Here is a 21580-nt window from a genome sequence, read left to right on the forward strand (position 1 = left end):
TCCGTACGTCGATGGCATGTGGCTTGCTCCGTGTTGATGGGGAGCAGACCGATTCCATCATGAGAGGAGAAAGACCATGTCCAATTCACCTGCCAGCACGGCTTATCGCATCGTCGAAGTGCCGGAACCGATGAAGGCGATGCAGGATCGCTTCGGGCGCGAGGGGAGCTATGTCGGGCTTTCGGAAGCCGAGAGCCCCTGGGTTCCCTTTGGCGATAACGCCGCAATTCGCCATCTCGCGTTCGATGTTCGCAACAACGTCTACTGCAATATCCTGTGGATCAAGGGCCCGGGCGTGATCGGTACGCACCGCCACCGTGGCATGGTCTGGGCAGTGGGCATGGAGGGGACTTTCCGCTATCTGGAGTACGACTGGGTCTGCGGCCCCGGCGAATTCATCACCGAAATGCCCGGCCAGGCGCATACCCTGGTGACTGACGAGCCGAACGGCATGAAGGCGCTGTTCTGGATGCAGGGGGCGAATGAGTTCTTCGATGAACAGGGCGAATGGGCAGAGACCCTGGACGTTTTCTGGTTCATCAATCACTACGTGACCTACTGCGAAGCCCACGGCATTCCCATCAACGAACAGCTGTTTCTGTGAGGGAATGCCCATGCGCTTTTTCGAACAGTTCAGCGTCGAGGGGCGTTCGGCGCTGGTTACAGGTGGCGCCTCGGGTCTGGGGCTGGCTTATGTCGAGGTGCTGGCGGAAAACGGTGCCAGCGTCACCCTGGCGGATATCGATATCGACGCCGCGGAGCGTGAAGCGGCGAGGCTAAGGGAGCAGGGTTTCACGGTGCAGGCACAGGCCCTCGATGTGGCCGATAGGGCGCAGAGCGCCGAGGTGTTCGAGGCTCATGTAAGGGGCTTCGACGGCCTGGATATCGTCTTCGCCAATGCGGGGGTCGACCCCGGCGCCGGGTTCTGGAACCCGGGTGGTTGGCGCAACGCAGAGGGGCAGGTCGATACCTTCGACCCCGAGCGCTGGGATCGCACGATCGCGATCAATCTGACCGGCACCTTCAATACCCTGCGCCTGGCGGCGACCTACATGAAGCCCCAGCGCCGCGGTGCCATCGTCGTCACCTCGTCGAATGCCGCCATCATCACCGAGCCGGTGGTGGGGCTGCCCTATATGCCGGCCAAGGCCGGTGTCTCCCATATGGTGCGCCAGCTGGCGCTGGAGCTCGCCGAGTTCGGCATTCGCGTCAATACCATCGCGCCGGGTGGCTTCGTCACCAATATCGGCGGCGGCTGGCTGAAGGATCCGGAGGTGCGCCGGAGCTGGGATGCCAAGGTGCCGCTGGGGCAACTGGCGGAACCCGAGCAGATCAAGGCGCTCGCCCTCTATCTGGCCTCGGATGCCTCCTCGTACATGACGGGGGCGCAACTGGTCATCGATGGCGGGACCTCACTGGGGAGGGTCGGCTGATGCGTGCTGCCGTCTTCAACGAATTGCATCGGCCGCTGGAGATCCGGGAGCTGCCCGACCCCACGCCGAGCCCTGACCAGGTGGTCGTCGAGGTGCAGCGCTGCGGCATCTGCGGCTCCGATCTGCACATGACCGAAGATGCCGTGTTCGGCCTCTGCCCTGGAGATGTGCTGGGCCACGAGTACGCCGGCGAGATCGTCGCCTGCGGCAACGAGGTGACGACATTGCGCCCGGGGCAACGGGTCTCGGTGATGCCGTTTCGCAGCTGCGGGCGCTGTCTCTCCTGCCTCTCCGGGGAGCCGGCCTGGTGTCAGCAGATGGTGCTCGAGGGTGGGGGGTATGGCGAGTATGCGGCCACTGCAGCGCGCCAGTGCATCCCGCTGCCCGAGGGCGTGAGCACGAGTGACGGGGCGATCGTCGAGCCGCTGGCGGTGGCGCTCCACGGGGTTCGCCTTTCCGAGATGCGCCCCGGTGATCGCGTGCTGATCATCGGCGCCGGCCCCATCGGCCTGGCGGTCGCGTTCTGGGCGCGCCGCTTCGGGGCAAAGCAGGTGGTGGTCCAGGATATCGCCCGTTATCAGGAGGCGCGGGCCGGTGAGATGGGCGCTACCGGCTTCGTCTGTGCGCCGGATGAGCCGGTGGCCGCGGCCACGCGCCAGCTTGGCGGTGAGGCGGATATCGTCTTCGAGTGTGCCGGCGTGCCCGGGCTGATTGCCCAGTCCATCGAACAGGTCAGGCCCCACGGCACCATTCTGCTTCTCGGCCTCTGCACCCGGCCGGATGCGTTCGTGCCCTTCGCCGCTCTGTCGAAGGAGATACGCCTGCAGACCGCTGCCTTCTTCTCCCGACGTGAATACGAAAGTGCCCTGGATGTGCTCGATGCCGGCGCGGTCGAACCGCGTCATCTGATCACCGAGACGGTGCCGCTCGCCAACGTGCCAACGGTATTCGAGGCCCTGAAAAGCCGTACTCGCCAATGCAAGGTGCTCATCAGCCATGAACAACAACAACGCTGACATCACAACTGACGTTTCACCCAAGGCGCGCCGCAGTTCCCGCTATCAGATCCTGCTGGTGGGCCTGCTGAGCTTGAACTTCGGTATCGTCTTCTTCGACAGGAATGCACTCAATTTTCTGATGCCGTTCGTCCAGCCCGATCTCGGGCTGTCGAATACCGAAATCGGCCTGACCGCTTCTGCGCTCTCGATCACCTGGGCCATTTCCGGCCTGATCTTCGGGGCGATATCCGATCGCAGCGGGCGGCGAAAGATCTTTCTCGTGATCGCCACGCTCATCTTCTCCCTCTGCTCCTTCCTGACCGGGCTCGCCACCTCCTTTCTGCTGCTGCTCGGTGCGCGGCTGCTCATGGGGATCGCCGAAGGGCCCATTCTGCCGATCTCGCAGACGGTGACAGCGATAGAAGTCTCTCCCAAGCGTCGCGGGGTGGCCATGGGGGTGATGCAGAACTTCGGCTCCAACCTGCTCGGCTCCTTCGCCGCGCCGGTGGTGCTGGTCGCCGTCGCCACCGCCTTCGGCTGGCGCGAGGCGTTCTTTCTCGCTGGCGTGCCCGGGCTGATCGCCGCCGGGCTGATCTGGTGGTTGATGCGCGAGCCCGGCACGGCATCGGTGCCGGCCACTGTGGCCGAACGGCCAGCGCCACGCCGGCCGAGTATCCGCGAGATGCTCGCCCACCGGAACATGCTGATCTGCTCGCTGATGGCGATCCTGCTGATCGGCTATCTGGTGGTCTGCTGGTCCTTCATGCCGATCTATCTCACCAGCGTACGCGGCTACTCGCCCCAGGAGATGGGCTGGCTGATGGGGGTGCTGGGGATATCGGCGGCAGTGGGGAGCTTCGTGGTCAGCGGGATTTCCGACCGGATCGGTCGCAAGCCGGTGATGATCATCACGCCGTTCATGGGGCTGATTCTGACCCTGGGCGCGATGTACTTCCAGGGCAGTGCCTACATCCTCGCCATTCTGTTCTTTTTCGGCTGGTCACTGAACGGCATCTTCCCGCTGTTCATGGCCATCGTCCCCTCCGAGACCGTAGATCCGCGCTATATCGCCACCGCACTCGGCTTCGTCTGCGGGGTGGGTGAAGTGCTCGGCGGCGGCATCCTGCCCACGGTGGCCGGGGCAGCGGCGGATCTCGCCGGGCATGCGGCGCCGCTCTGGCTGATGAGCGTTATCTGCGTCGTGGCCGGTTTCCTCGCCATGGGGCTCAAGGAGACGGCGCCGGTGGTGTTGGCCCGGCGGTCCCAGGCCGCGCTCGCCTAGGCATATCTGAAACCGAGGCCCTCTCTAAAACTTGACCCCTGTTCGACAAGTCCTGCGATCAACGCAACTCAATCGATGACAAGGATAATAATAATGTCCTCACCTTATGCACGTCTTCACGCCAATCACCAGCGCGGCCTCGAGGCTCGGCCCGCGTCGCTCTCCCGCATGATGACGCTGGCCAAGCCGATGCTCTCGGCAGCCGTGATCATGGCTTTCTCGTTCGATGCCTGGGCACAGCAATCGGAAGTCTCAGCGCGGCTCGACGATAATCAGAAGGCGCCGCGTTATACCCAGGGAAAACCCATCTTCAGCGATCTGGGCAGTGGGCTGGAGGCTGCCGGTATCACGCCGCATCTCTCGCTCTGGTCCCTGTGGGTCGGCAACCCTTCTACTGGACCCAGACAGGGTAGCCACGCCGTCACCAACAATATCTTTGCAGGGGCCGACTTCGACCTGCAGCGGATGCTGAATGTTCCCGATGCGACCTTCCATCTGGAATATACGTTCTTCCCTGGCAACCATAACGTCGGACAGCCGACGCCGCCTGCGTATGCCGGGGCGGCGGGGAGCTATTTTGGTGGAGCGCCGGCGCGCAACGATATTTCCAGCGGCTATCTGTCCGAATTCTCTTATGAGCAGAACTACTTTGGGGGGAGGTTGAAAGCCGTGCTGGGGCGTACCAATGCCCGGCGCTACTTCTTCGAAAACAACTGCTCCAGTGTCGTGGCGTGCAATGACCCCATCTGGGACTTTGCGACCGGCTCGCTGCCGCCACCCTATGCCTCCTGGGGCGCTTTCGGGCAGCTTCAGCTCGGCAACCACAAGAGTCTGAAACTGGGCGTCTTCGAATCCGACCCACAGCAGTACCTGGACAAGGGGCATGGCTTCGACTGGAACCCCTCGGATTCAGCGGGGGAGAGCATTCTTGCCGCGATAGGGCACGAGACGACCTTCTCGGATGAGGCGTATCCCGGCCGCTACGAGCTCATCGGTTTCTACAACACCAGTGATCAGTACGACCCGCGTAGCGGCGAGCGCGATGGCCGCGGCACCGCCGGTGCCATGTTCAAGTTCCGCCAGGCGTTCTGGCGTCCTGATGGTGGCCGGGGCGGCAGCGAAGATCCCCAGGCGCTGCTGGTGTTCGGTTCGCTAGAGGCGGCGCCCGGTGATAACCAACCCTACCAGGCGTTCATCGAGACCGGGCTCACCTACTTGAAGCCCTTTGATAGAGCCGCTGACATGGCCAACATCAAGGCCAGCTACGCGCGCCTGGGCAGTCGCCAGATCGAGGCGCAGCGCGAGGCCCGCGTGGCCAATGGCGGCACTGCCGAGCGGGGCTCCCGAGACGTGTTTCGACTCGAGACGAACTACCATCTCGGCCTGCCGGCTTACATGTTCCTGGAGCCCTCGGTGCAGTACATCATCAACCCCAGCAACTTCTTCAATCCGGCAGCCCCGCGTCTCAACGATGATGGAGTCGTGGTGGCGCTGCAGTTCGGCATCGATCTGGGCAAGGCCATGGGGCTGAGCGCAGCCGATTGAGCTGTGACAGTCACTGTCTCATCGGAAAACCCGCCAGGGGCGATGGTTGAAAAAAGAGCCAGCCATCAAGCGGCCGCTTGATGGCTGGCTCTGTTTCTGACTCATTGTGTCTTGGATCAGCTCTGGGCTTGTTCACCGTAGCAGCGTTCCAGCTCGGTGAACTGGTAAAAGTAACTGCCGGGTTGGATTGGCTGGCACTGGCTCGGGAACGGAATTTCTTCTTCGTTGTACAGCATTCTGACCAGCAGAGTGCCAGCCTTGTTCTGATACACGTCCCACTGGATATTGGCGCTATACGGAGACACCCAGTCGCCGCGCCATGGATTGTTTTCGTAGCTGTATAGCTGGCCTTTCGCAACGCCTTCAGTGCTGCCCTTCAGGCGCATTTGGGCGGCAAAGGGTATCACCGTTTCGGCATGCGCGAAGCGGATTTTTGCCGCTTTCTTGTTGGTGCCATCTTGAATGCCTTTGATCTCCTTGAAGAAGTCATCTTCCAGGACTTTTGCCATGCGATAGGTGATGTCTGTGCCCTTGAAGCTGGGGCCTTTCTCGTAGAAGTGTTTGCCATCGAGTACATAAGTGAACCATTGTGACTCGGCGGGGGTGACAAAATCGATGAACCGCCAAGGTTGCTTGCCCGCCTCATAAGAAAGCCCGGGCGCTGCCAAGTACAGATTGAATAGCTGTATCGCCGCGTCGACGTCGTTGTAAACGACGGGCTTTTTCTTGTTTTTCGGCAGGAAGGAGAGTTTTCCCGACGTTAGCTGCGCCACGAAGGCCGGCGTATAAATCCGCTCCAGCATCTGTTGTGCCATGTCATGCGTTTCAGGCAGGTTCATCAACTGCTGGATGGCTGCCCGCAGGTCTGGGTCCTTTTTTTTGTAATCCTGATAATACTGGTTGCTTTCCTGTTTGTGAAAGTAGAGCTGGGCTTTGTCGATGATGGGCGGGCTGGTCAAGTCGCCTATGGCGGGGTTTTCGTATTCCATGCCCGAGATAAAGGCGAGGCCGCTGTCTTTTGCCCGCTCCCTGCCTGAATATTCCATGTCAATGGGGCGGTTGTTGTGTACCGCATTGTCGAACAGGTGCTTGTCTCGTGCGACAAGGCGAGCGCCAATCATGGTTTGCTCTAGTTTGCCGCGCTCGGATAAATTGCCGTATCCCAGTTTTTGGTTGGCTGCCATAAAACGCTCTATTTCCGGCCCAAGACGTTCACCCAATGGGGTCAAGGCGTGTTGTGCCTTGGCGGCTTGCCAGATTTGCAGGCTGATGACGTCATATTTAGGGCTGGATAACGCTCGTGATCCATGGCGGGAAAGCAGTTCGGTATAAACGATATGATAGCCGCTGGGAATGGGCTGGTAATTGGCCGGCGAGGCATGCGGCTGATAGGTGGATTTGGTGCCATACGCGTACTGCTTGGATGAAGATTCCTGCCGCTGCTCCAGTGCACTGCAAACAGAAAATGGCAGAAGAGTCAGGAGTAGAAAAATTAGAGGTTTTTTCATCAGAAATTTCTCTTTTAGTCTCTTGCTGGTTGGATAATTGCATGGAAGGGCAATAAGTTCGCCAAGCCTAGGGTGGCCCAATTTCACTTTCATGACGCTGGGTAAGCACAGAGACGGATGTCAGCAAGAGACGAGACACGGCACCGTGGATGATTTACCACGAGGTAATAAAGAGACGGGCGCTACAGAGGCGTGAAGTTTGCGATCACGAAGACGATCCGCAAGATCGAGAGGTCCGATTGGGTGGGCATCTCCCCTAGAGCTCGCCTCTGACCGACCACAGTTCCGGGAAGAACCGTAGCGCCAGCGCTTTCTCGAGATAGGCCACACCCGAGGTGCCGCCGGTACCGCTGCGCTGGCCGATGATGCGCTCGACTGTCTTCATGTGACTGAAGCGCCACTTGTGGAAGTTGTATTCGGTGTCGATCAGCTTCTCGGCGAGTTCGTAGAGATCCCAGTAGCGCTCGGCGTGGCGATAGATGGTCGACCAGGCGGCCTCGACCTCGGGCGAGGGGGTATAGGGCGTCGACCAGTCACGCTGGAGCGTCGCCTCGGGTAGCTCGAAGCCGCGTCGTGCCAGCAGCTGCAGGCAGACGTCGTAGAGGCTGGGGGCGTCGAGCACCTCGTGTAGCCGCTGGTAATGGGCGGGGTGGCGGCGGTGCGCCTCGGCCAGGCGCGGGTGCTTGTTGCCGAGCAGAAACTCCAGCTCGCGGTACTGATAGGACTGAAAGCCCGAACTCTGGCCGAGGCTGTCGCGGAAGGCGAGATAGTCGGACGGTGTCATGGTGGCGAGCACCTCCCAGGCATTGATCATCTGCGCCTGGATCCGCGCGACCCGGGTGAGCATCTTGAACGCCGGACGCAGCTCGTCGGCGCTGATCGCCCGCGCCGCCGCGTGCGCCTCGTGCAGGCACTGCTTCAGCCACAGCTCCGAGACCTGATGTATGATCACGAACAGCATCTCGTCGTGTTGGTCGCTGATCGGGTTCTGGCAGGCGAGCAGCGGTGCCAGGTCCAGGTACTCGCCGTAGCTCATGGTCGGGTCCCAGTGCACCTGCTGCTCGTTACCCAGATCGACGGCGCTGCGTTCGCGCGGGGTCGAATTGTCGTCGTGCATGTTGGCTACCCTTGTTCGTGTGTTGTTGTCGGGTGTCGTCGTCAAATGTCGCTACCAGGCGTCGCTATCGAGCGTGGTTGCGTCGTGCAAACAGCCTGCTTCAGGCGGTCAGTGGGCGTCAGGCTGGCCTAGGTCCAGCGCCTTGTCGGCATACTCGAGGATGTCGAAATGGTCCAGGCCCGGCAGCAGAGTCACCGTCGCCGGCACGCCATCGCGTTCGGCCCGGGCCGCGAGCGCCTCGCCCTGATGATGAAACACCGGCGGGTCCTGCTCGCCGTGGACCAGATCCAGCGGTGGCAGGCCGGTCAGCGGCAGGCACAACGGGCTCAGGCGCTCGGCGCGGGCTTCGTCCAGGTCGAGAGGCTCAGCGATCGAGGTGCCGAGCAGCGGGCGCAGGTCGTAGACGCCGCTGATCAGCCATAGCGCCTCGATCGCCTTCGGGCACTCCGCCGCGAGGCAGCTCATCAGTGCGAGATGTGCGCCGGCGCTGTGACCGCCGAGACGCACTCGGCCGCTCAGGTTGAGCGCCTCTTGTTGCGCCAGCAGGTAGCGCACCCCGCGGGTGCTCTCTTCGATCAGCGTCTCCAGCGTGGCGGCGGGGGCCAGCGGGTAGTTCAGCGAGGCGAAGGCCCAGCCGCATGCCAGCCAGTCTGCTGCCATGAAGTCGGTGGCGGTGGCGTCCAGTGCCTTCCAGTAGCCGCCGTGAAGAAAGATCATCAGCGGCCAGGGGCCGTCGCCCTCCGGCAGATGTAGATGGAGCCAGGCGTATTCCGCGTCGCCATAGGCGAGACGTTGCGGCGGACGCGACTCGCGCAGCCTGCGCCCCAGCTCGGCCTGGTGGGCCAGGGTGCTTTCGGCATCTCGCGCCCAGCGTCTTGGCGAGTGGGCGTGCTCGCGGGCTTCGATACTCTGTCTGTCTGGCATCAGGTCACCTCCGTGCGGGTCTGGAAACGTGGGTTGCGGTACTCAGCGCTCTCCACCACCTCGCGGAACTGCTCGGCGGCGTGCCAGACATCGACATGGCTGAGATAGAGCGGGGTGAAGCCGAAGCGCATTAGCCCCGGTTCGCGGTAGTCGCCGATCACGCCGCGCGCGATCAGCGCCTGGACGATGGCATAGCCGTGCTCGCGCTGGATCAAACCGACCTGGCTGCCGCGCTGCGCCGGGGGCGGAGTGATGTCCTCGATACCATGTATCTCGAACAGGTCGGTGACGCAGGCACGGAAGAGGTCGGCCAGTGCCAGGCTCTTGGCTCTCAGTGCCGCTATGTCCACCTCCTGCCATAGCGTCAGTGAAGCTTCGAGCGGGGCATAGGCCAGCGCCGAATGGGTCCCGGTGCGAAAGCGCGTCATCCCCGCGGCGGGGGCGTAGTCGGCTTCGAAGGCGAAGGGCTGGGTATGGCCATGCCAACCAGATAGCGGCTGCCATGCCGCCCGCTGGCACTCCCCGCGGACGTAGAGAAAGCCGGGCGCCCCCGGACCGCCATTCAGATACTTGTAGGTACAGCCGACCGCGTAGCGGGCACCGCTGCCCTGGAGGTCGACCGCCAGGGCGCCCGCCGAGTGGGCCAGATCCCAGATCACCTCGGCGCCCTGGGCGTGGATGCGGCGGGTGGTATCGGCCATGTCGCGCAGCTGGCCGGTGCGATAGTTGACCTGGCTCAGCACCACCACCGCTACCTGAGTATCCAAGTGCGTCTCCAGCGGTGCCCCCTCGGGCAGGAGGCGATGTTCGAAACCGGCGCTACGGCAGAAGCCTTCGGCAATATAGCCATCGGCGGGGAAGTTGCCGCCTTCGCTGAGGATGACTGGCCGGGCGCGTCCCTGGCACTCGGTGATATAGCCGAGCAGCTTGAACAGGTTGAGGGTGATGCTGTCGCTGACCAGTACCTCACCCGCGCGGGCGCCGATCAGCGGCGCCAGCAGGTCACCGAGTCGCTCGGGGGCATCGAACCAGCCCTGGTTCCAGCCACCGACCAGGGCATCGCGCCACTGATCCCGGGTCGCATCGAGCGCGTCGCGGGCGGCCCGCGGCTGGGCCCCCAGCGAGTTGCCATCGAGATAGAGCATGCCGTCGGGCAGGGCGAAGTGGGCCTTGAAGGCAGCCAGCGTGTCCCGGCTGTCCAGGTCCCTGGCCTCGGTGAGCGTCGGGCGCATTGGCATCTCCAGTCATGTTGAAGAGAGTTCACGCGTAGCGTAAGCCGATCAGCCCGCTTCGGGGTTGTGTTCTCTTGCGTATTTTCGGCATAAAGTGCAAAAGACACTCTTTTTCAGAAGGTTTATGCAATATGGATGCGCTGGATGCCTTCGACCGTCGTCTGCTCCATGCCATGCAGCGTTCACCGCGTCAGACGCTGACCGAGCTGGCCGAGCGTGTGAGTCTCTCGCCCAGCCAGTGCTCGCGGCGGATTGCCCGGCTCGAGGCGAGCGGTGTCATCCAAGGTTATGCGCTGCGCCTGGCACCCGAGGCGCTGGGGCTCATGGTGACCGCTTTCATCGCCGTGTCGATGGAGAAGTCACGGCTGGGCACGCCGCGGGAGACGATCGCCTCGCTGTTGGCCTGTGACGAAGTGATCGACTGCCACTCGACCACCGGCAGTCACGATTTCATTCTCAAGGTGAAGGTGGCGGATCTCGCCGCGCTCTCACACTTTCTCTCCTCGGTGGTCAGTCCGATGCCGGGGATTCGCGACGTGTCCACCCAGGTGGCGCTGGAGTGCTTCAAGGAGGCCGGGCCGCTCAAGGTGCAGGGTTGAAGGCCGTGCACGGGGAGGCATTCACGGTCGCGCGGCCGTCGAGCCGGGCGTGATATTCGACAGGATGAGGGCGTAGGTCGCTGGGAAAGCATGAAAAAATCCCGGCCGACGCAGACCCGAAGGTCAGCACCCAAGCCGGGCAAAAGAGGGGCCTATTGCTACCCATCACGAATGAAGGGAAATAGGAGACACGTGACTTCATTGGCCAAGTCACAGGCTCAGGATGGCGTAGTTCTAAAATATTAGTAAGATCTGAATTGAAGTCTTTTGTAAGCTTCGGTGAGGCGCGTGTCAGACCAAAAAAGACCCGATAAGGGCGGACGGGGTTGCCCGTGCGACCAGTCGGGTCGAGGCGGTCGCAGGGAGCAACCCAAAGCGTGCGGCCGAAGGTCCCTCTCGGCCCTGTTGGGCGTCCTCGGGGTAAGGCTCCACACGGGAGATGCGCCGAGGTTGCCGCGTATCTCTAACAACGTGATGCCTTTATCGGCGGTGGGCGCGAGAAGTTAAGGTGTGTGATTTGCTTTTTCTCGAGGCGGCCGAGGGTCTCTCGCTGCAAACGGCGGACTGCGATAAAAGTTGTAGACGGCAAATCTTTGCATGAAAACGCTGCGAGCGGTTCATGACGCCCCACAGCGACCGCTCAGAGGGGGGCCAGGAAGCCTGCCGGGGGGGGGGCGGGCTCACAAAACCGCCGGGAGCGGTTTTTGACGTCGCGCAGCGACGGCGAGCACAAAAAAACGCCCGGTAGCAGGAGTTGCCTGCAGCCGGGCAGAAAGATCGCGAGATCGCGACCATGAACCTGGTGGGGCGACGGTCACGGCTATCGTCGAAATACTACAAAAGTGTAAGCCGTGTAATACCGTACCGCTTCTATCGCATCTTACTTAATAATAGAAATCGCAAAACGGAGGAAAGAACACTTAAACACCCGTTTATTGACGCAAGGCTAACAGTGTTTTCACGGAAAGAAAAAAAGAATATCGATGCTTGTTTGGGCGAGCGTGCCAAAAATCAGCGCCCGCCGGCTCGGCCGGAGCGTATCGATAGTCCCAACCGACAGGGATCAGCGTAGCTGGCTATCCTTGCTGCCGCGACGGTTGTAACCGGACTGGTGGGTGTGGCGCTTGTCGGCCTCGGCCTGGCATGCCACGCAGAGCCTGACACCCGGCACGGCTTCGCGCCGCGCCGGGGGGATCGGTTCTTCGCACTCTTCGCAGTGGGTCAGGCTCGGGCCTTGCCGTTCGAGCCGCCTGCGTACCTCATCGATGCCGTCGTTCACGGTACTGTCGATCTGGTCCTGTACCGCGCCGTCGTGTGCCCAGCCTCCGGCCATGGTGATACCTCCTCTCCGAACTCGCCGATCTCTTGCTCAACCGCCTTATGACAAGATGGTGGCGAATCGCCCCCGCGACAAGCCTTACGCGAGCCACGGGGGCGGTATCAGACCGGCTGGCCCTCTGCGGCGTGGGCGTGCTTGCGCGGTGGCTCGTGCACGCAGAGCACGCGGCAGGGGGCGAGATGGGTCACCTTGTGCGAGACGCTGCCCATCATCAGCCCCTGTAGCTGGCCGAGACCACGGCTGCCCATGACGATGGCGTCGACGCCCAGGCGCTCGGCCACGGTGACGATCACCCGGGTCGGGTAGCCCTGCTCGATCAGCAGGTCGAATTCGCCGTTGTAGCCGGGGAAGGAGGGCAGGGTATCGAGGGCGGCGTCCAGTACCGCACGGCCTTCGCGTTGCGCCGTCTCCACCGAGGCGGCCTTGAGCGCCGCCTCGACGCTGATCAGTTCCCCTTGGTGCATGGGCGGGAAAGGCTCACGTACATTGAGCAGGTGCAGCTTGCCCTGGACCGGTGCGGCCAGCTGGCAGGCGACGTTCAGCGCGATATGGGAGTCCGGCGATCCGTCGATGGGAATCAGCAGTGACTTGAACATGACGACCTCCTTGCAGGCCCGAACGGGTCGGGCGGGGTCAGATCTGGCGCCGGGGTTCGGCTGCCGTGGCCGCGGGTGCACCCGCTATGGCCACGATAGGCCACGCGGGGGCGCCCGCCCAGTGGGCGATTGTCGCACCCGTACGCGGAAACCCGACACCCGTGGCCGTGTCGATGAGAGATCGCCTGGCACTATCGTTGGTGGCGATGGCGCAGGGCTCAGCCACCACCGAGATGGCGGGCGGTGTCGACCTCGTCGAGCCAGCCCCGGGGGCCGACGCTATCGATCACCCGCAGATGCTCGCCGCTGCCGCGTGCGCTGAGCGGAGCATCGGTGGCCACCAGTACGCTGCCGGGCACCAGCAGCGGTAGCAGGTGCGCCTTGAAGGCGTCCGGCAGGCTGACCTGATTGACCACGCTGGCGGGTACGCGCTGGCCGGCGTGCTGCTCGGCGCCGGGTACACCGATCGCGATCCAGCTCGGCATCGCCGGCGTGCTGGCCGGGGTGGTCGAGGTCTGTGTCGCCGTCGGAGGCGCTTTGCTGGCCGATGCCCCGGTGGCGCCACCCTCGACGATATAGGCACGGGTGCCGCCATGCTCGTCGGGGCGGGCCAGCTCGACCCGGGAACGCCCGATCTCGATGCCGTTGCGGTAGACCACCAGCATCCGGTCGCTGCGGCTGAGGATCATCGAGATCGGCCCTTCGGTGGGAGGCGAGAGTGCCCACGCCCAGGGCTGCCCGTTGGCCAGCGGCGGGCTGTCGATATCGGCGCCGGTATGCGGGTCGATGGGGCTGGCGGGGCCGGGGTGGACCAGCGAGACCGGCGCCTCGCCGGCCTTGGCCACCACTACCGTCATGCCCAGATTGGAGGCGTCGAACAGGTGGCGGGCGAACTCGCTCGGCAGGTGCACGCAGCCGTGGGACTCCGGGTAGCCCGGCAGGCCGCCGGCGTGCAGCGCGATGCCATCCCAGGTCAGCCGCTGCTGAAAGGGCATCGGCGCGTCGTTGTAGAGGTTGGAGTGATGGTCACGATCTTTCTGCAGCACCGTGAACACGCCGGTGGGCGTGTCGTAGCCGGGGCGGCCGCTGCTGATCGTGCTCACGCCGATCAGCACGCCGTTACGATAGACGTAGGCGCGCTGCTCGGTGAGGCTCACCACCACCGCCATGGGGCCGCCACGTTCGTCGTCTCCGCCCCAGATCCAGGCGCCGGGGGGCAGGGCGTCCAGTGGTGTGTCCACCGGGCTCGACTGGCGCTCGCCCCAGAACGGCGCGGCCAGACTCGGCAGCGGCAGTGCGAGCAGGGCGACCAGCAGCCCCGCGGTGATCCTGCGCGGTAGCGCTGCGGCGCTCCGGTACCTTCCCATGTCGTGACTCCACACCTGTGATGGGTGACTCAGGTTTCGTTCTTCACTCTGATACGCCAGCGCACGCCCCGCAACTCGGGATTGGCGCCTCGCCGATCACCTGCCGGGCTCACTCGCTCGTTGCCGCTTTCGGCGCCGGCTCAGCGTGCCCCGATCAGGCGCTCGTGGCTTTCGGTGCGAGCCACCTGGGCCTGGCCGCAGCGTGTCAGGGCGGCATGCAGCAGCCAGTCGCGCTGGGGATAGTAGGCGAACACGAACTGGCCCTCCTTGAGTACGTCGATCACGCCGCCGGCGACCGCCGGGCGCAGCGCCGGACAGCCCCAGCTGCGGCCCAGGCGCCCCTGGGCGGCGTCGCGGGCCGGGTCCACGTAGCTGGCGCCATGCATCACGATCGCTCGGCTCATGGCGGCGTCGTTGAAGCCGGGCTCGAGCCCGTCCAGGCGCAGCGAGTAGCCGTTCTTGCCCTGATAGGTGTGGCGGGTGACGAAGAGCCCGAGGCTGGAGGCGTGGGAGCCATCGCGGTTGGAGAAGTGCTCTGGGATATCGCCGCCGGAGCCCTGGCCGTGGGCCACTACCTCGCGATAGAGCAGGCGCTGGCGGGGCAGATCGAACACCCAAAGACGCGGCTCGAGGGACGAGCGGCTATAGTCGATCACCGCCAGCCGGGTGGCGTCCTCGGCGACGCCATGATGCTGTGCGCACTGCATGGTGGCGAGCCCCAGCGCCAGCACCTCGGGGTCGGCATCCGGGGCCAGACGCGCGAGTGTGTCGGCCGAGAGCTGAGGCACGGTGGCGGCGCGGGCGAGCAGATCGGGAGCCGGCGCCGCGAGCGCGACGGGGGCGAGAGGCAGCAGCGCCAGCAGCAGCGCGGTCAGTGAGATTTTCATCGGCGGGAAGCGTGGGCGGTCGCGGAAAGCGCCAGCATGCGCGAGGAGTGCCAGGGAGACAAGCCGGCAGCGGCGTCCTCGGCGTGGGTGGCTACCACTAAAGTCTAGCTGCTTTCATTTCGTTACCTCCGTAGATTGAGCCCCGACCGGGCTGTGGCCGCATTGGGCCGCGCATGACTCCCGCCAGGCGCTCACGAGGCGTTCTTTCCGTACCAGGGGCCACTCATGATCACATTCATCGCATCGATCCTGCTCTTGATAGCGGGCTATTTCACCTATGGGAAATTCGTGGAGCGCGTCTTCGTCGCCGACCGCAAGCGGCGCACGCCGGCCTTCACGATGCGCGACAACATCGACTACGTGCCGATGAATACCACGCGCAACTCGCTGATCCAGCTGCTCAACATCGCCGGGGTGGGGCCGATCTTCGGGCCGATCCTGGGGGCGCTCTACGGGCCGGTCGCCTTCGTCTGGATCGTCATCGGCTGCATCTTCGCCGGTGCCGTTCACGACTATCTCACCGGGATGATCTCGATCCGTAACCACGGTGCGCACCTGCCGCAGCTGGCGGGCAAGTTTCTGGGCAAGGCGATGAAGCATGTGGTCAACGGCTTCGCCATCCTGCTGCTGCTGCTCGTAGGGACGGTCTTCGTCACCTCGCCGGCGGCGCTTTTGGCCAACATGACGCCGCTCTCGATCACCCTGATCACCATGGTGATCTTCGCCTACTATCTGCTGGCGACGCTGCTGCCGATCGACAAGATCATCGGCCGCATCTACCCCTACTTCGGCGCGCTGCTGCTGTTCAGCGCCCTGGGTATCGGCCTGGGCATGGTCTTCACCGGTGCGCCGATTCCGGAGCTGTCGTTCGAGAACATGCATCCGCAGCACGCGCCGATCTTCCCGCTGCTGTTCTTGACCATCTCCTGCGGTGCGCTCTCCGGCTTCCACGCCACCCAGACCCCGATCATCTCGCGTACCACCGAGAATGAAGGCAGCGGGCGCAAGATCTTCTACGGCATGATGATCACCGAAGGGGTCATCGCCATGATCTGGGCCGCCGCTGCGATGAGCCTGTTCCACGGCGACCATACCCTCTCCGACGTGCTCGCCGCCGGCGGCCCCGCGGCCGTGGTCAGCCAGGTCTCCACCACCATGCTCGGCGCCGTCGGTGGCACCCTGGCGGTGCTCGGGGTCATCGTGCTGCCGATCACCTCTGGTGATACCGCCTTCCGCAGCGCGCGCATGATCATTGCCGACTACCTCAAGATCGACCAGCGTCCGCTGGTGCGCCGTCTGCTGATCGCCGCGCCGCTGTTCGTGATCTCCTACGCGCTGACCCATATCGACTTCACCCTGCTGTGGCGCTACTTCTCCTGGGCCAACCAGACCACCGCGGTGATCGCGCTGTGGGTCGCCACCATGTACCTGGTGCTGTCGCGCAAGCCTTACCTGATCACCCTGATCCCGGCGCTGTTCATGACCATGGCCACCTTCACCTATCTGGCCTATGCGCCGATCGGTTTCGGCCTGACGCTGCAGGTGAGCTACGTGGTCGCAGCGATCGGCACGCTGATCTGTGTGGCGCTGTTCATGAAGCGCGTGCGCCGGCTGAGCGGCGGTATCTTCGCCGTCGACGAGCCGGAGACGCCACGCCGCCAGGCCAACGGCCGGATCGGCGAGCTGGCCACCGACTGAGCCCGCCCCTGCTGCCGAGGGGCTCGACAGAGACTCGGCCGCAGGGCGCTCAGGCGAGCGGTACCCACGCAAACGGGCCCGTGCCAATGGCACGGGCCCGTTTCTATGGGGTCATCCTGGTTTTGAGGTCACCCTGGTCTTGAGATCCCCCAGGATGAGAGCGCCGGCAGCGGGCCGCCGGCGCGCGTGCCTCAGGAGGCCTTGTAGAGCTTGTTCAGCGCGGCGTTGAGGGTCTGGCTCGGGCGCATGGCCTGGCTCGCCAGTTCGCGGCTGGGGTTGTAGTAGCCCTTGATGTCGACCGGACGCCCCTGGACTGCATTGAGCTCGTCGACGATGGTCTTCTCGCTCTCTTCCAGGGTCTTGGCGATCTCGGCGAACAGCGACTTCAGCTCGTCGTCTTCGCTCTGGGCCGCGAGCTGCTTGGCCCAGTAGAGCGCCAGGTAGAAGTGGCTGCCGCGGTTGTCGAGCTCGCCGACCTTGCGCTTGGGCGACTTGTCGGCGTCCAGGAACTCGCCGTTGGCCTTGTCCAGGGTCGCGGAGAGCACCTTGGCACGGGCGTTGTCGAAGGTATTGCCGAGATGCTCCAGCGACGCCGCCAGGGCCAGGAACTCGCCCAGCGAATCCCAGCGCAGGTGGTTCTCTTCGAGGAACTGCTGCACGTGCTTGGGTGCGGAACCACCGGCACCGGTCTCGAACAGGCCGCCGCCGTTCATCAGCGGTACCACCGAGAGCATCTTGGCGCTGGTGCCCAGCTCCATGATCGGGAACAGGTCGGTGAGGTAGTCGCGCAGCACGTTACCGGTGACGGAGATGGTGTCTTCGCCCTTGCGGATACGCTCGAGGGAGACTTTCATCGCCTCGACCGGGGCGAGGATACGGATATCCAGACCGCTGGTGTCGTGCTCCTTGAGGTAGGTCTCGACCTTCTCGATCAGGCGCGCGTCATGGGCACGGTTGGCGTCGAGCCAGAAGATCGCCGGGGTGTCGCTGGCACGTGCGCGGGTGACCGCGAGCTTGACCCAGTCCTTGATCGGCGCGTCCTTGGCCTGGCACATGCGCCAGATGTCGCCGGTTTCCACGTCGTGGCTGAACAGGGTGTGGCCGTGCTCGTCGGTGACCACCACGGTGCCGTCGGCCGGGATGTGGAAGGTCTTGTCGTGGGAGCCGTACTCCTCGGCCTTCTGCGCCATCAGACCCACGTTGGGCACGCTGCCCATGGTGGTCGGGTCGAAGGCGCCGTGCTGCTTGCAGTCCTCGATCACGGTCTGGTAGATGGTGGCGTAGCAGCGGTCCGGGATCACCGCCTTGGTGTCGTGCAGGGCGTCATCGGTGCCCCACATCTTGCCCGAATCGCGGATCATCGCCGGCATCGAGGCGTCGATGATCACGTCAGACGGCACGTGCAGGTTGGTGATGCCCTTGTGCGAGTTGACCATCGCCAGCGACGGACGCTCCTGGTAGAGCGCGTCGATGTCGGCCTTGATCGCGTCCTGCTGCTCGCTCGGCAGCTTCTCGATCGCGCTGTAGAGATCGCCGATGCCGCTGTTGGGGTTGAAGCCGGCCAGCTTGAGCGCGTCGGCGTGCTTCTCCAGCGCCTCCTTGTAGAACTCCTCGACCACGATTCCGAACATGATCGGGTCGGAGACCTTCATCATGGTCGCCTTGAGGTGCAGCGAGAAGAGCACGCCGCGCTTCTTGGCATCCTTGATCTCGCTGTCGATGAAGTTGCGCAGCTGGCGGCTGCTCATGACCGCGGCGTCGACCACTTCGTCGGCCTGGACCGCGAGGCCCTCCTTGAGCACCTGGCTACTGCCATCCTTCTGCTTGAGTTCGATCTTGAGCTTGCCGGCCTTCTCGATGATCGCCGACTGCTCGCTGCCGTAGAAGTCGCCGTCGCTCATGTGGGAGACGTGGGACTGCGAGTCACTGCTCCACTCACCCATGCGGTGGGGATACTTGCGTGCGTAGTTCTTGACCGACTTGGGCGCGCGACGATCGGAGTTGCCTTCGCGCAGCACCGGGTTGACCGCGCTGCCCTTGGCCTTGTCGTAGGCTGCCTTGATCGCTCTCTCTTCGTCGTTCTTGGGCTCTTCCGGGTAGTCCGGCAGCGGGTAGCCCTGGCTCTTCAGCTCCTTGATGGTGGCCTTGAGCTGCGGGCCGGAGGCGCTGATGTTGGGCAGCTTGATGATGTTGGCTTCCGGCGTCTTGGCCAGCTGACCCAGCTCGGCGAGGTCGTCGCTGACGCGCTGGCTGTCGTCGAGCAGGTCGGGGAACTGTGCCAGTACGCGGCCGGCGAGCGAGATGTCGCGGGTCTCGACGGTGATGCCGGCGGTGCCGGTGAAGGCTTCGATGATCGGCAGCAGAGAGTAGGTGGCCAGTGCCGGCGCTTCGTCGGTCAGGGTATAGATGATCTTCGGCGTATTGGACATGTCTGTTCGTTAACCTCTCTTTGGCGATTGCACGTTGGCGATGGCACGGGGTGTCGAGCGCGGGCGGGAGCGCCGGCTACGCTGCGATCCAGAGCCCGTCGAGGCACCCGGCATCGCGATACGGACGATGCCACGCGCGTAAAATCGGCGGCCTCGGCTGTCGATGCGCGCCCCGGGGTGATGAGCGTGGGGCCGTGCATGAGTTGTCGACAACCTGGCGGATCGGGGCAGAGTATACCAGTGCCCGATGAAGGACGCATTCACACGGGTGCGCCAGGGCGGCGGCTGCGAGGCACGCCTGGCGCGCCCTCGCAGCCCCTGGGCGGCCTGTGCGGCGCCTGGGCGATCTCCCGGTTTCACCTCAGCGCGGCAGGGTGACGATCTCGACCCAATTGGCCTTGGTGCCGGCCGGGGCGTCGCTGGCATGGCTGAGCTCGCCGCTGGCGGCATCCACCCGGTAGAGCGCGAGATGATCGCTGCGCTCGCCGGCGACCACCAGGAACTCGCCCTGGGGGTCGATCTCGAAACCGCGCGGCTGGGCCACCGTGGCCTGATTGGCGACGAAGGTCAGGCTGCCGGTCTCGGGGTCCGCGCGCAGGGTACTCAGGGTGCTGGTGGTGCGCTCCGAGAGATAGAGGTGGCGGCCATCGGGACTGATATGCAGGTCTGCGGCCCAGATCCGCGGGGTGTCGTCGCCGTCGGGAATCTCCTCGCGCGGCATGCCGCGGGTCAGTTCGCTCTCCGGCGGCAGGCCGGCACACACCGAGCGCCGGCTCAGGGTGCCGCTGTCGGCATCCAGGGCGAAGGTGGTGACGCTGGCATCGAACTCGCCGAGGACGTAGACGAAGCGCCCGCAGGGGGAGAACACGAAATGACGCGGGCCGACGTCGGGGTCGGTGGCGGCGGCGTCCGGGGTGTTGGCGCTCAGTTGGCCATCGAAGCGGAACTGCGCCAGGCGGTCGTCGCCGAGATTGGTGGCGAGGACATTGCGGTCATCCGGGGTGGCGAGGATGGCGTGGGCGTTGCTGCCGGTGGGGCAGGTCTGGGTGACGTCGCCGACCACGCCGTCGGCACCGATCGGGCTGACGCTGACCACACTGTCGCCGTAGGAGGCGGCGAGCAGATGGCGCCCCCTGCGGTCGGTCGAGATATACGCCATGCTGCCCTCGAGGCGGCCGCTGCCCAGCGGCGTGAGCGCGCCGTCGTCTTCGATCCGGTAGCTCAGCACGCGCAGCGGCTGGCTGCGGATGGCAGCGTACAGGAAGCGGCGATCCGGGCTCAGCGCCAGCGGCATCACGTTCTCCGCGGCCGGCGTGGTGGCGAGCGGCTCGAGCCGGCCATGCTCCCGGTGCAGGCGATAGCTGCCGATGGTGCCGTCGCCGGCGTTGGCCACATAGACGACGGTATCGAAATCGGATGACGACATGCGCGCTCCTCGAGTGGGCGAAAAGGGTTCTTGTTTTAGCATCGCACGTGCCTCGGCGTCGATTGGCGACTCGGCGGGGGCAGGGCGCTCACGCCCCTTCCCGCTTCAGGCGGCTGCGCAGCAGCTGGAGAATGGCACGCTCGTCGGGGCTGGTCAGCGCCTCGGCCTGTTCCAGCTCGGCGTCGACCAGCTGACGGAAGTGCGACAGCGTGCGTCCATCCAGATAGCTCTCCACTACCCGCGGGTCGATATAGCTCGCCTTGGCGATACTGGGGGTGTTGCCGAGCCGCTCGGCCACGCGCGCCACCGCCTCGCGCACGTTCTTCTCGCTGCTCTGGTCATCCTCGCCCAGGCCCAGCTCGTCGAGGGCCAGGGCGGCGATCGAGGTGCCCGCCCAGGTGCGGAAGTCCTTGGCGCTGAAGCGCTCGCCCATCACCTGGTGGATATAGTCGTTGAGATCGTGGCTGTCGACGCGGGTCTTGTGGCCGGCGTCGTCGAAGTACTTGAAGATCTCGTAGCCGGGAATATCGTCGAGCTCGGCGACGATTGCCGCCAGGCGCCCATCCTCGACCACCCGGTGCTGCTGCTGGCCGCTCTTGCCCTGATAGTCGAAGATCAGTTCGTCCCCCTCGATGGTGAGATGCCTGGAGCGCATGGTGGTGAGCCCGTAGGAGTCGTTCTCCTGACGGTAGCGCTCGCTGCCGGGACGAAAGTAGGCGCTGTCGATCAGGCGCACCATGCACGCCAGCACCTTGTCGCGGGGCATGCCGTCGAGGGTCAGGTGCTGCCCGGTGACCCGGCGCATGCGGGTCAGTCGGCTGGCGAACTCGACCATGCGGTCGAACTTCTCGAACTCGCGCTGCTCGCGCCAGGCGGCGTTGTAGATGTACTGCTTGCGCCCGGCGCTGTCGCGGCCGGTGGCATGGATGCGGTGGCGCTTGTCGAGAATCACCTCCACCTCTTGCCACGCCGGCGGGATGGCGAGTCCGGCGATCCATTCGCGCCAGCGCTTGTCCTTGAGGGTGGTGCCGTCGGGGGTGCGATAGGTGAATCCTTTGCCGCAGCGGTGGCGGGTGACGCGCCGCGGGGTCGAGCGGGACATGGCAAGCTCCTTTTGCCGGTGACGAGGGCGGAGGGTAGCGGGTGGCGCCGACTCCCTGTCGGCCACACCGCTGCGCTGATTACAGGATAGTCGGCGTC

General features: G+C 64.4%; 18 protein-coding genes. 7 read left to right on the top strand and 11 right to left on the bottom strand.

Annotation, left to right across the window (positions count from 1 at the left end):
* The first annotated feature begins 76 nt into the window (after positions 1 to 76).
* The 5 genes from DOM66_RS10425 (at position 77) to DOM66_RS10445 (ending at position 5258) form a co-directional block, all read left to right on the top strand.
* Positions 77 to 604, top strand: a complete 528-nt coding sequence (locus DOM66_RS10425) for a 2,4'-dihydroxyacetophenone dioxygenase family protein (RefSeq protein WP_110690081.1) — start codon at positions 77 to 79, stop codon at positions 602 to 604.
* A gap of 10 nt (positions 605 to 614) precedes the next feature.
* Entirely contained in the window at positions 615 to 1433 is an 819-nt protein-coding gene (locus tag DOM66_RS10430; protein WP_110690082.1) for an SDR family NAD(P)-dependent oxidoreductase, read from the top strand.
* Complete coding sequence (locus tag DOM66_RS10435; protein ID WP_110675391.1) at positions 1433 to 2449, top strand: alcohol dehydrogenase catalytic domain-containing protein; 1017 nt, start codon at positions 1433 to 1435, stop codon at positions 2447 to 2449. The genes DOM66_RS10430 and DOM66_RS10435 overlap by 1 nt, the downstream gene beginning before the upstream one ends.
* On the top strand, positions 2430 to 3713 hold the full coding sequence (locus tag DOM66_RS10440; protein WP_110690083.1) for an MFS transporter: 1284 nt from the start codon (positions 2430 to 2432) through the stop codon (positions 3711 to 3713). The genes DOM66_RS10435 and DOM66_RS10440 overlap by 20 nt, the downstream gene beginning before the upstream one ends.
* Before the next feature lie 93 nt (positions 3714 to 3806).
* Positions 3807 to 5258, top strand: a complete 1452-nt coding sequence (locus tag DOM66_RS10445) for a carbohydrate porin (protein ID WP_157959030.1) — start codon at positions 3807 to 3809, stop codon at positions 5256 to 5258.
* Between the two features lie 116 nt (positions 5259 to 5374).
* Here DOM66_RS10445 and DOM66_RS10450 read toward each other — a convergent pair whose 3' ends face one another.
* The 4 genes from DOM66_RS10450 to kynU form a co-directional block, all read right to left on the bottom strand.
* Positions 5375 to 6766 (bottom strand): histidine-type phosphatase, encoded by a 1392-nt coding sequence (locus DOM66_RS10450; RefSeq protein ID WP_110690085.1) that lies wholly within the window; start codon positions 6764 to 6766, stop codon positions 5375 to 5377.
* Between the two features lie 256 nt (positions 6767 to 7022).
* The gene (gene kynA / locus DOM66_RS10455; RefSeq protein WP_110690086.1) at positions 7023 to 7883 is read right to left on the bottom strand and encodes a tryptophan 2,3-dioxygenase; all 861 of its coding nucleotides are present in this window, start codon (positions 7881 to 7883) and stop codon (positions 7023 to 7025) included.
* Between the two features lie 108 nt (positions 7884 to 7991).
* Positions 7992 to 8807: an alpha/beta hydrolase gene (locus DOM66_RS10460; protein WP_110690087.1), complete on the bottom strand. Its 816-nt coding sequence runs from the start codon at positions 8805 to 8807 to the stop codon at positions 7992 to 7994.
* The gene (kynU, locus tag DOM66_RS10465; RefSeq protein ID WP_110690088.1) at positions 8807 to 10039 is read right to left on the bottom strand and encodes a kynureninase; all 1233 of its coding nucleotides are present in this window, start codon (positions 10037 to 10039) and stop codon (positions 8807 to 8809) included. The genes DOM66_RS10460 and kynU overlap by 1 nt, the downstream gene beginning before the upstream one ends.
* Before the next feature lie 131 nt (positions 10040 to 10170).
* Here kynU and DOM66_RS10470 point away from each other — a divergent pair, with 131 nt between their 5' ends.
* Entirely contained in the window at positions 10171 to 10638 is a 468-nt protein-coding gene (locus tag DOM66_RS10470) for an Lrp/AsnC family transcriptional regulator (RefSeq protein ID WP_110675398.1), read from the top strand.
* A gap of 1063 nt (positions 10639 to 11701) precedes the next feature.
* Here the strand turns inward: DOM66_RS10470 and DOM66_RS10475 are convergent.
* The 4 genes from DOM66_RS10475 to DOM66_RS10490 all read right to left on the bottom strand — a co-directional run bounded on the left by DOM66_RS10475 (position 11702) and on the right by DOM66_RS10490 (position 14827).
* Positions 11702 to 11971, bottom strand: coding sequence for a DksA/TraR family C4-type zinc finger protein (locus tag DOM66_RS10475; protein WP_110675399.1), 270 nt, complete (start codon positions 11969 to 11971; stop codon positions 11702 to 11704).
* 107 nt (positions 11972 to 12078) lie between these two features.
* Positions 12079 to 12573: a universal stress protein gene (locus tag DOM66_RS10480; protein ID WP_110675400.1), complete on the bottom strand. Its 495-nt coding sequence runs from the start codon at positions 12571 to 12573 to the stop codon at positions 12079 to 12081.
* 218 nt (positions 12574 to 12791) lie between these two features.
* On the bottom strand, positions 12792 to 13940 hold the full coding sequence (locus tag DOM66_RS10485) for a L,D-transpeptidase (protein ID WP_110690089.1): 1149 nt from the start codon (positions 13938 to 13940) through the stop codon (positions 12792 to 12794).
* 140 nt (positions 13941 to 14080) lie between these two features.
* Entirely contained in the window at positions 14081 to 14827 is a 747-nt protein-coding gene (locus DOM66_RS10490) for a murein L,D-transpeptidase catalytic domain family protein (RefSeq protein WP_110690090.1), read from the bottom strand.
* A 225-nt stretch (positions 14828 to 15052) separates the two neighbouring features.
* Between DOM66_RS10490 and DOM66_RS10495 the strand changes: the two genes are divergently transcribed.
* Positions 15053 to 16525: a carbon starvation CstA family protein gene (locus DOM66_RS10495; RefSeq protein WP_110675403.1), complete on the top strand. Its 1473-nt coding sequence runs from the start codon at positions 15053 to 15055 to the stop codon at positions 16523 to 16525.
* Between the two features lie 191 nt (positions 16526 to 16716).
* Here the strand turns inward: DOM66_RS10495 and DOM66_RS10500 are convergent, their stop codons facing one another.
* The 3 genes from DOM66_RS10500 to DOM66_RS10510 all read right to left on the bottom strand — a co-directional run bounded on the left by DOM66_RS10500 (position 16717) and on the right by DOM66_RS10510 (position 21482).
* On the bottom strand, positions 16717 to 18954 hold the full coding sequence (locus DOM66_RS10500) for an NADP-dependent isocitrate dehydrogenase (protein WP_110675404.1): 2238 nt from the start codon (positions 18952 to 18954) through the stop codon (positions 16717 to 16719).
* A gap of 361 nt (positions 18955 to 19315) precedes the next feature.
* On the bottom strand, positions 19316 to 20380 hold the full coding sequence (locus tag DOM66_RS10505; RefSeq protein WP_157959031.1) for a lactonase family protein: 1065 nt from the start codon (positions 20378 to 20380) through the stop codon (positions 19316 to 19318).
* An 88-nt stretch (positions 20381 to 20468) separates the two neighbouring features.
* Positions 20469 to 21482, bottom strand: coding sequence for a DNA topoisomerase IB (locus tag DOM66_RS10510; RefSeq protein WP_110675406.1), 1014 nt, complete (start codon positions 21480 to 21482; stop codon positions 20469 to 20471).
* Between the last annotated feature and the right edge of the window lie 98 nt (positions 21483 to 21580).

Origin of the sequence: Salinicola endophyticus, from assembly GCF_003206575.1 — a bacterium.
GTDB lineage: Bacteria > Pseudomonadota > Gammaproteobacteria > Pseudomonadales > Halomonadaceae > Salinicola > Salinicola endophyticus.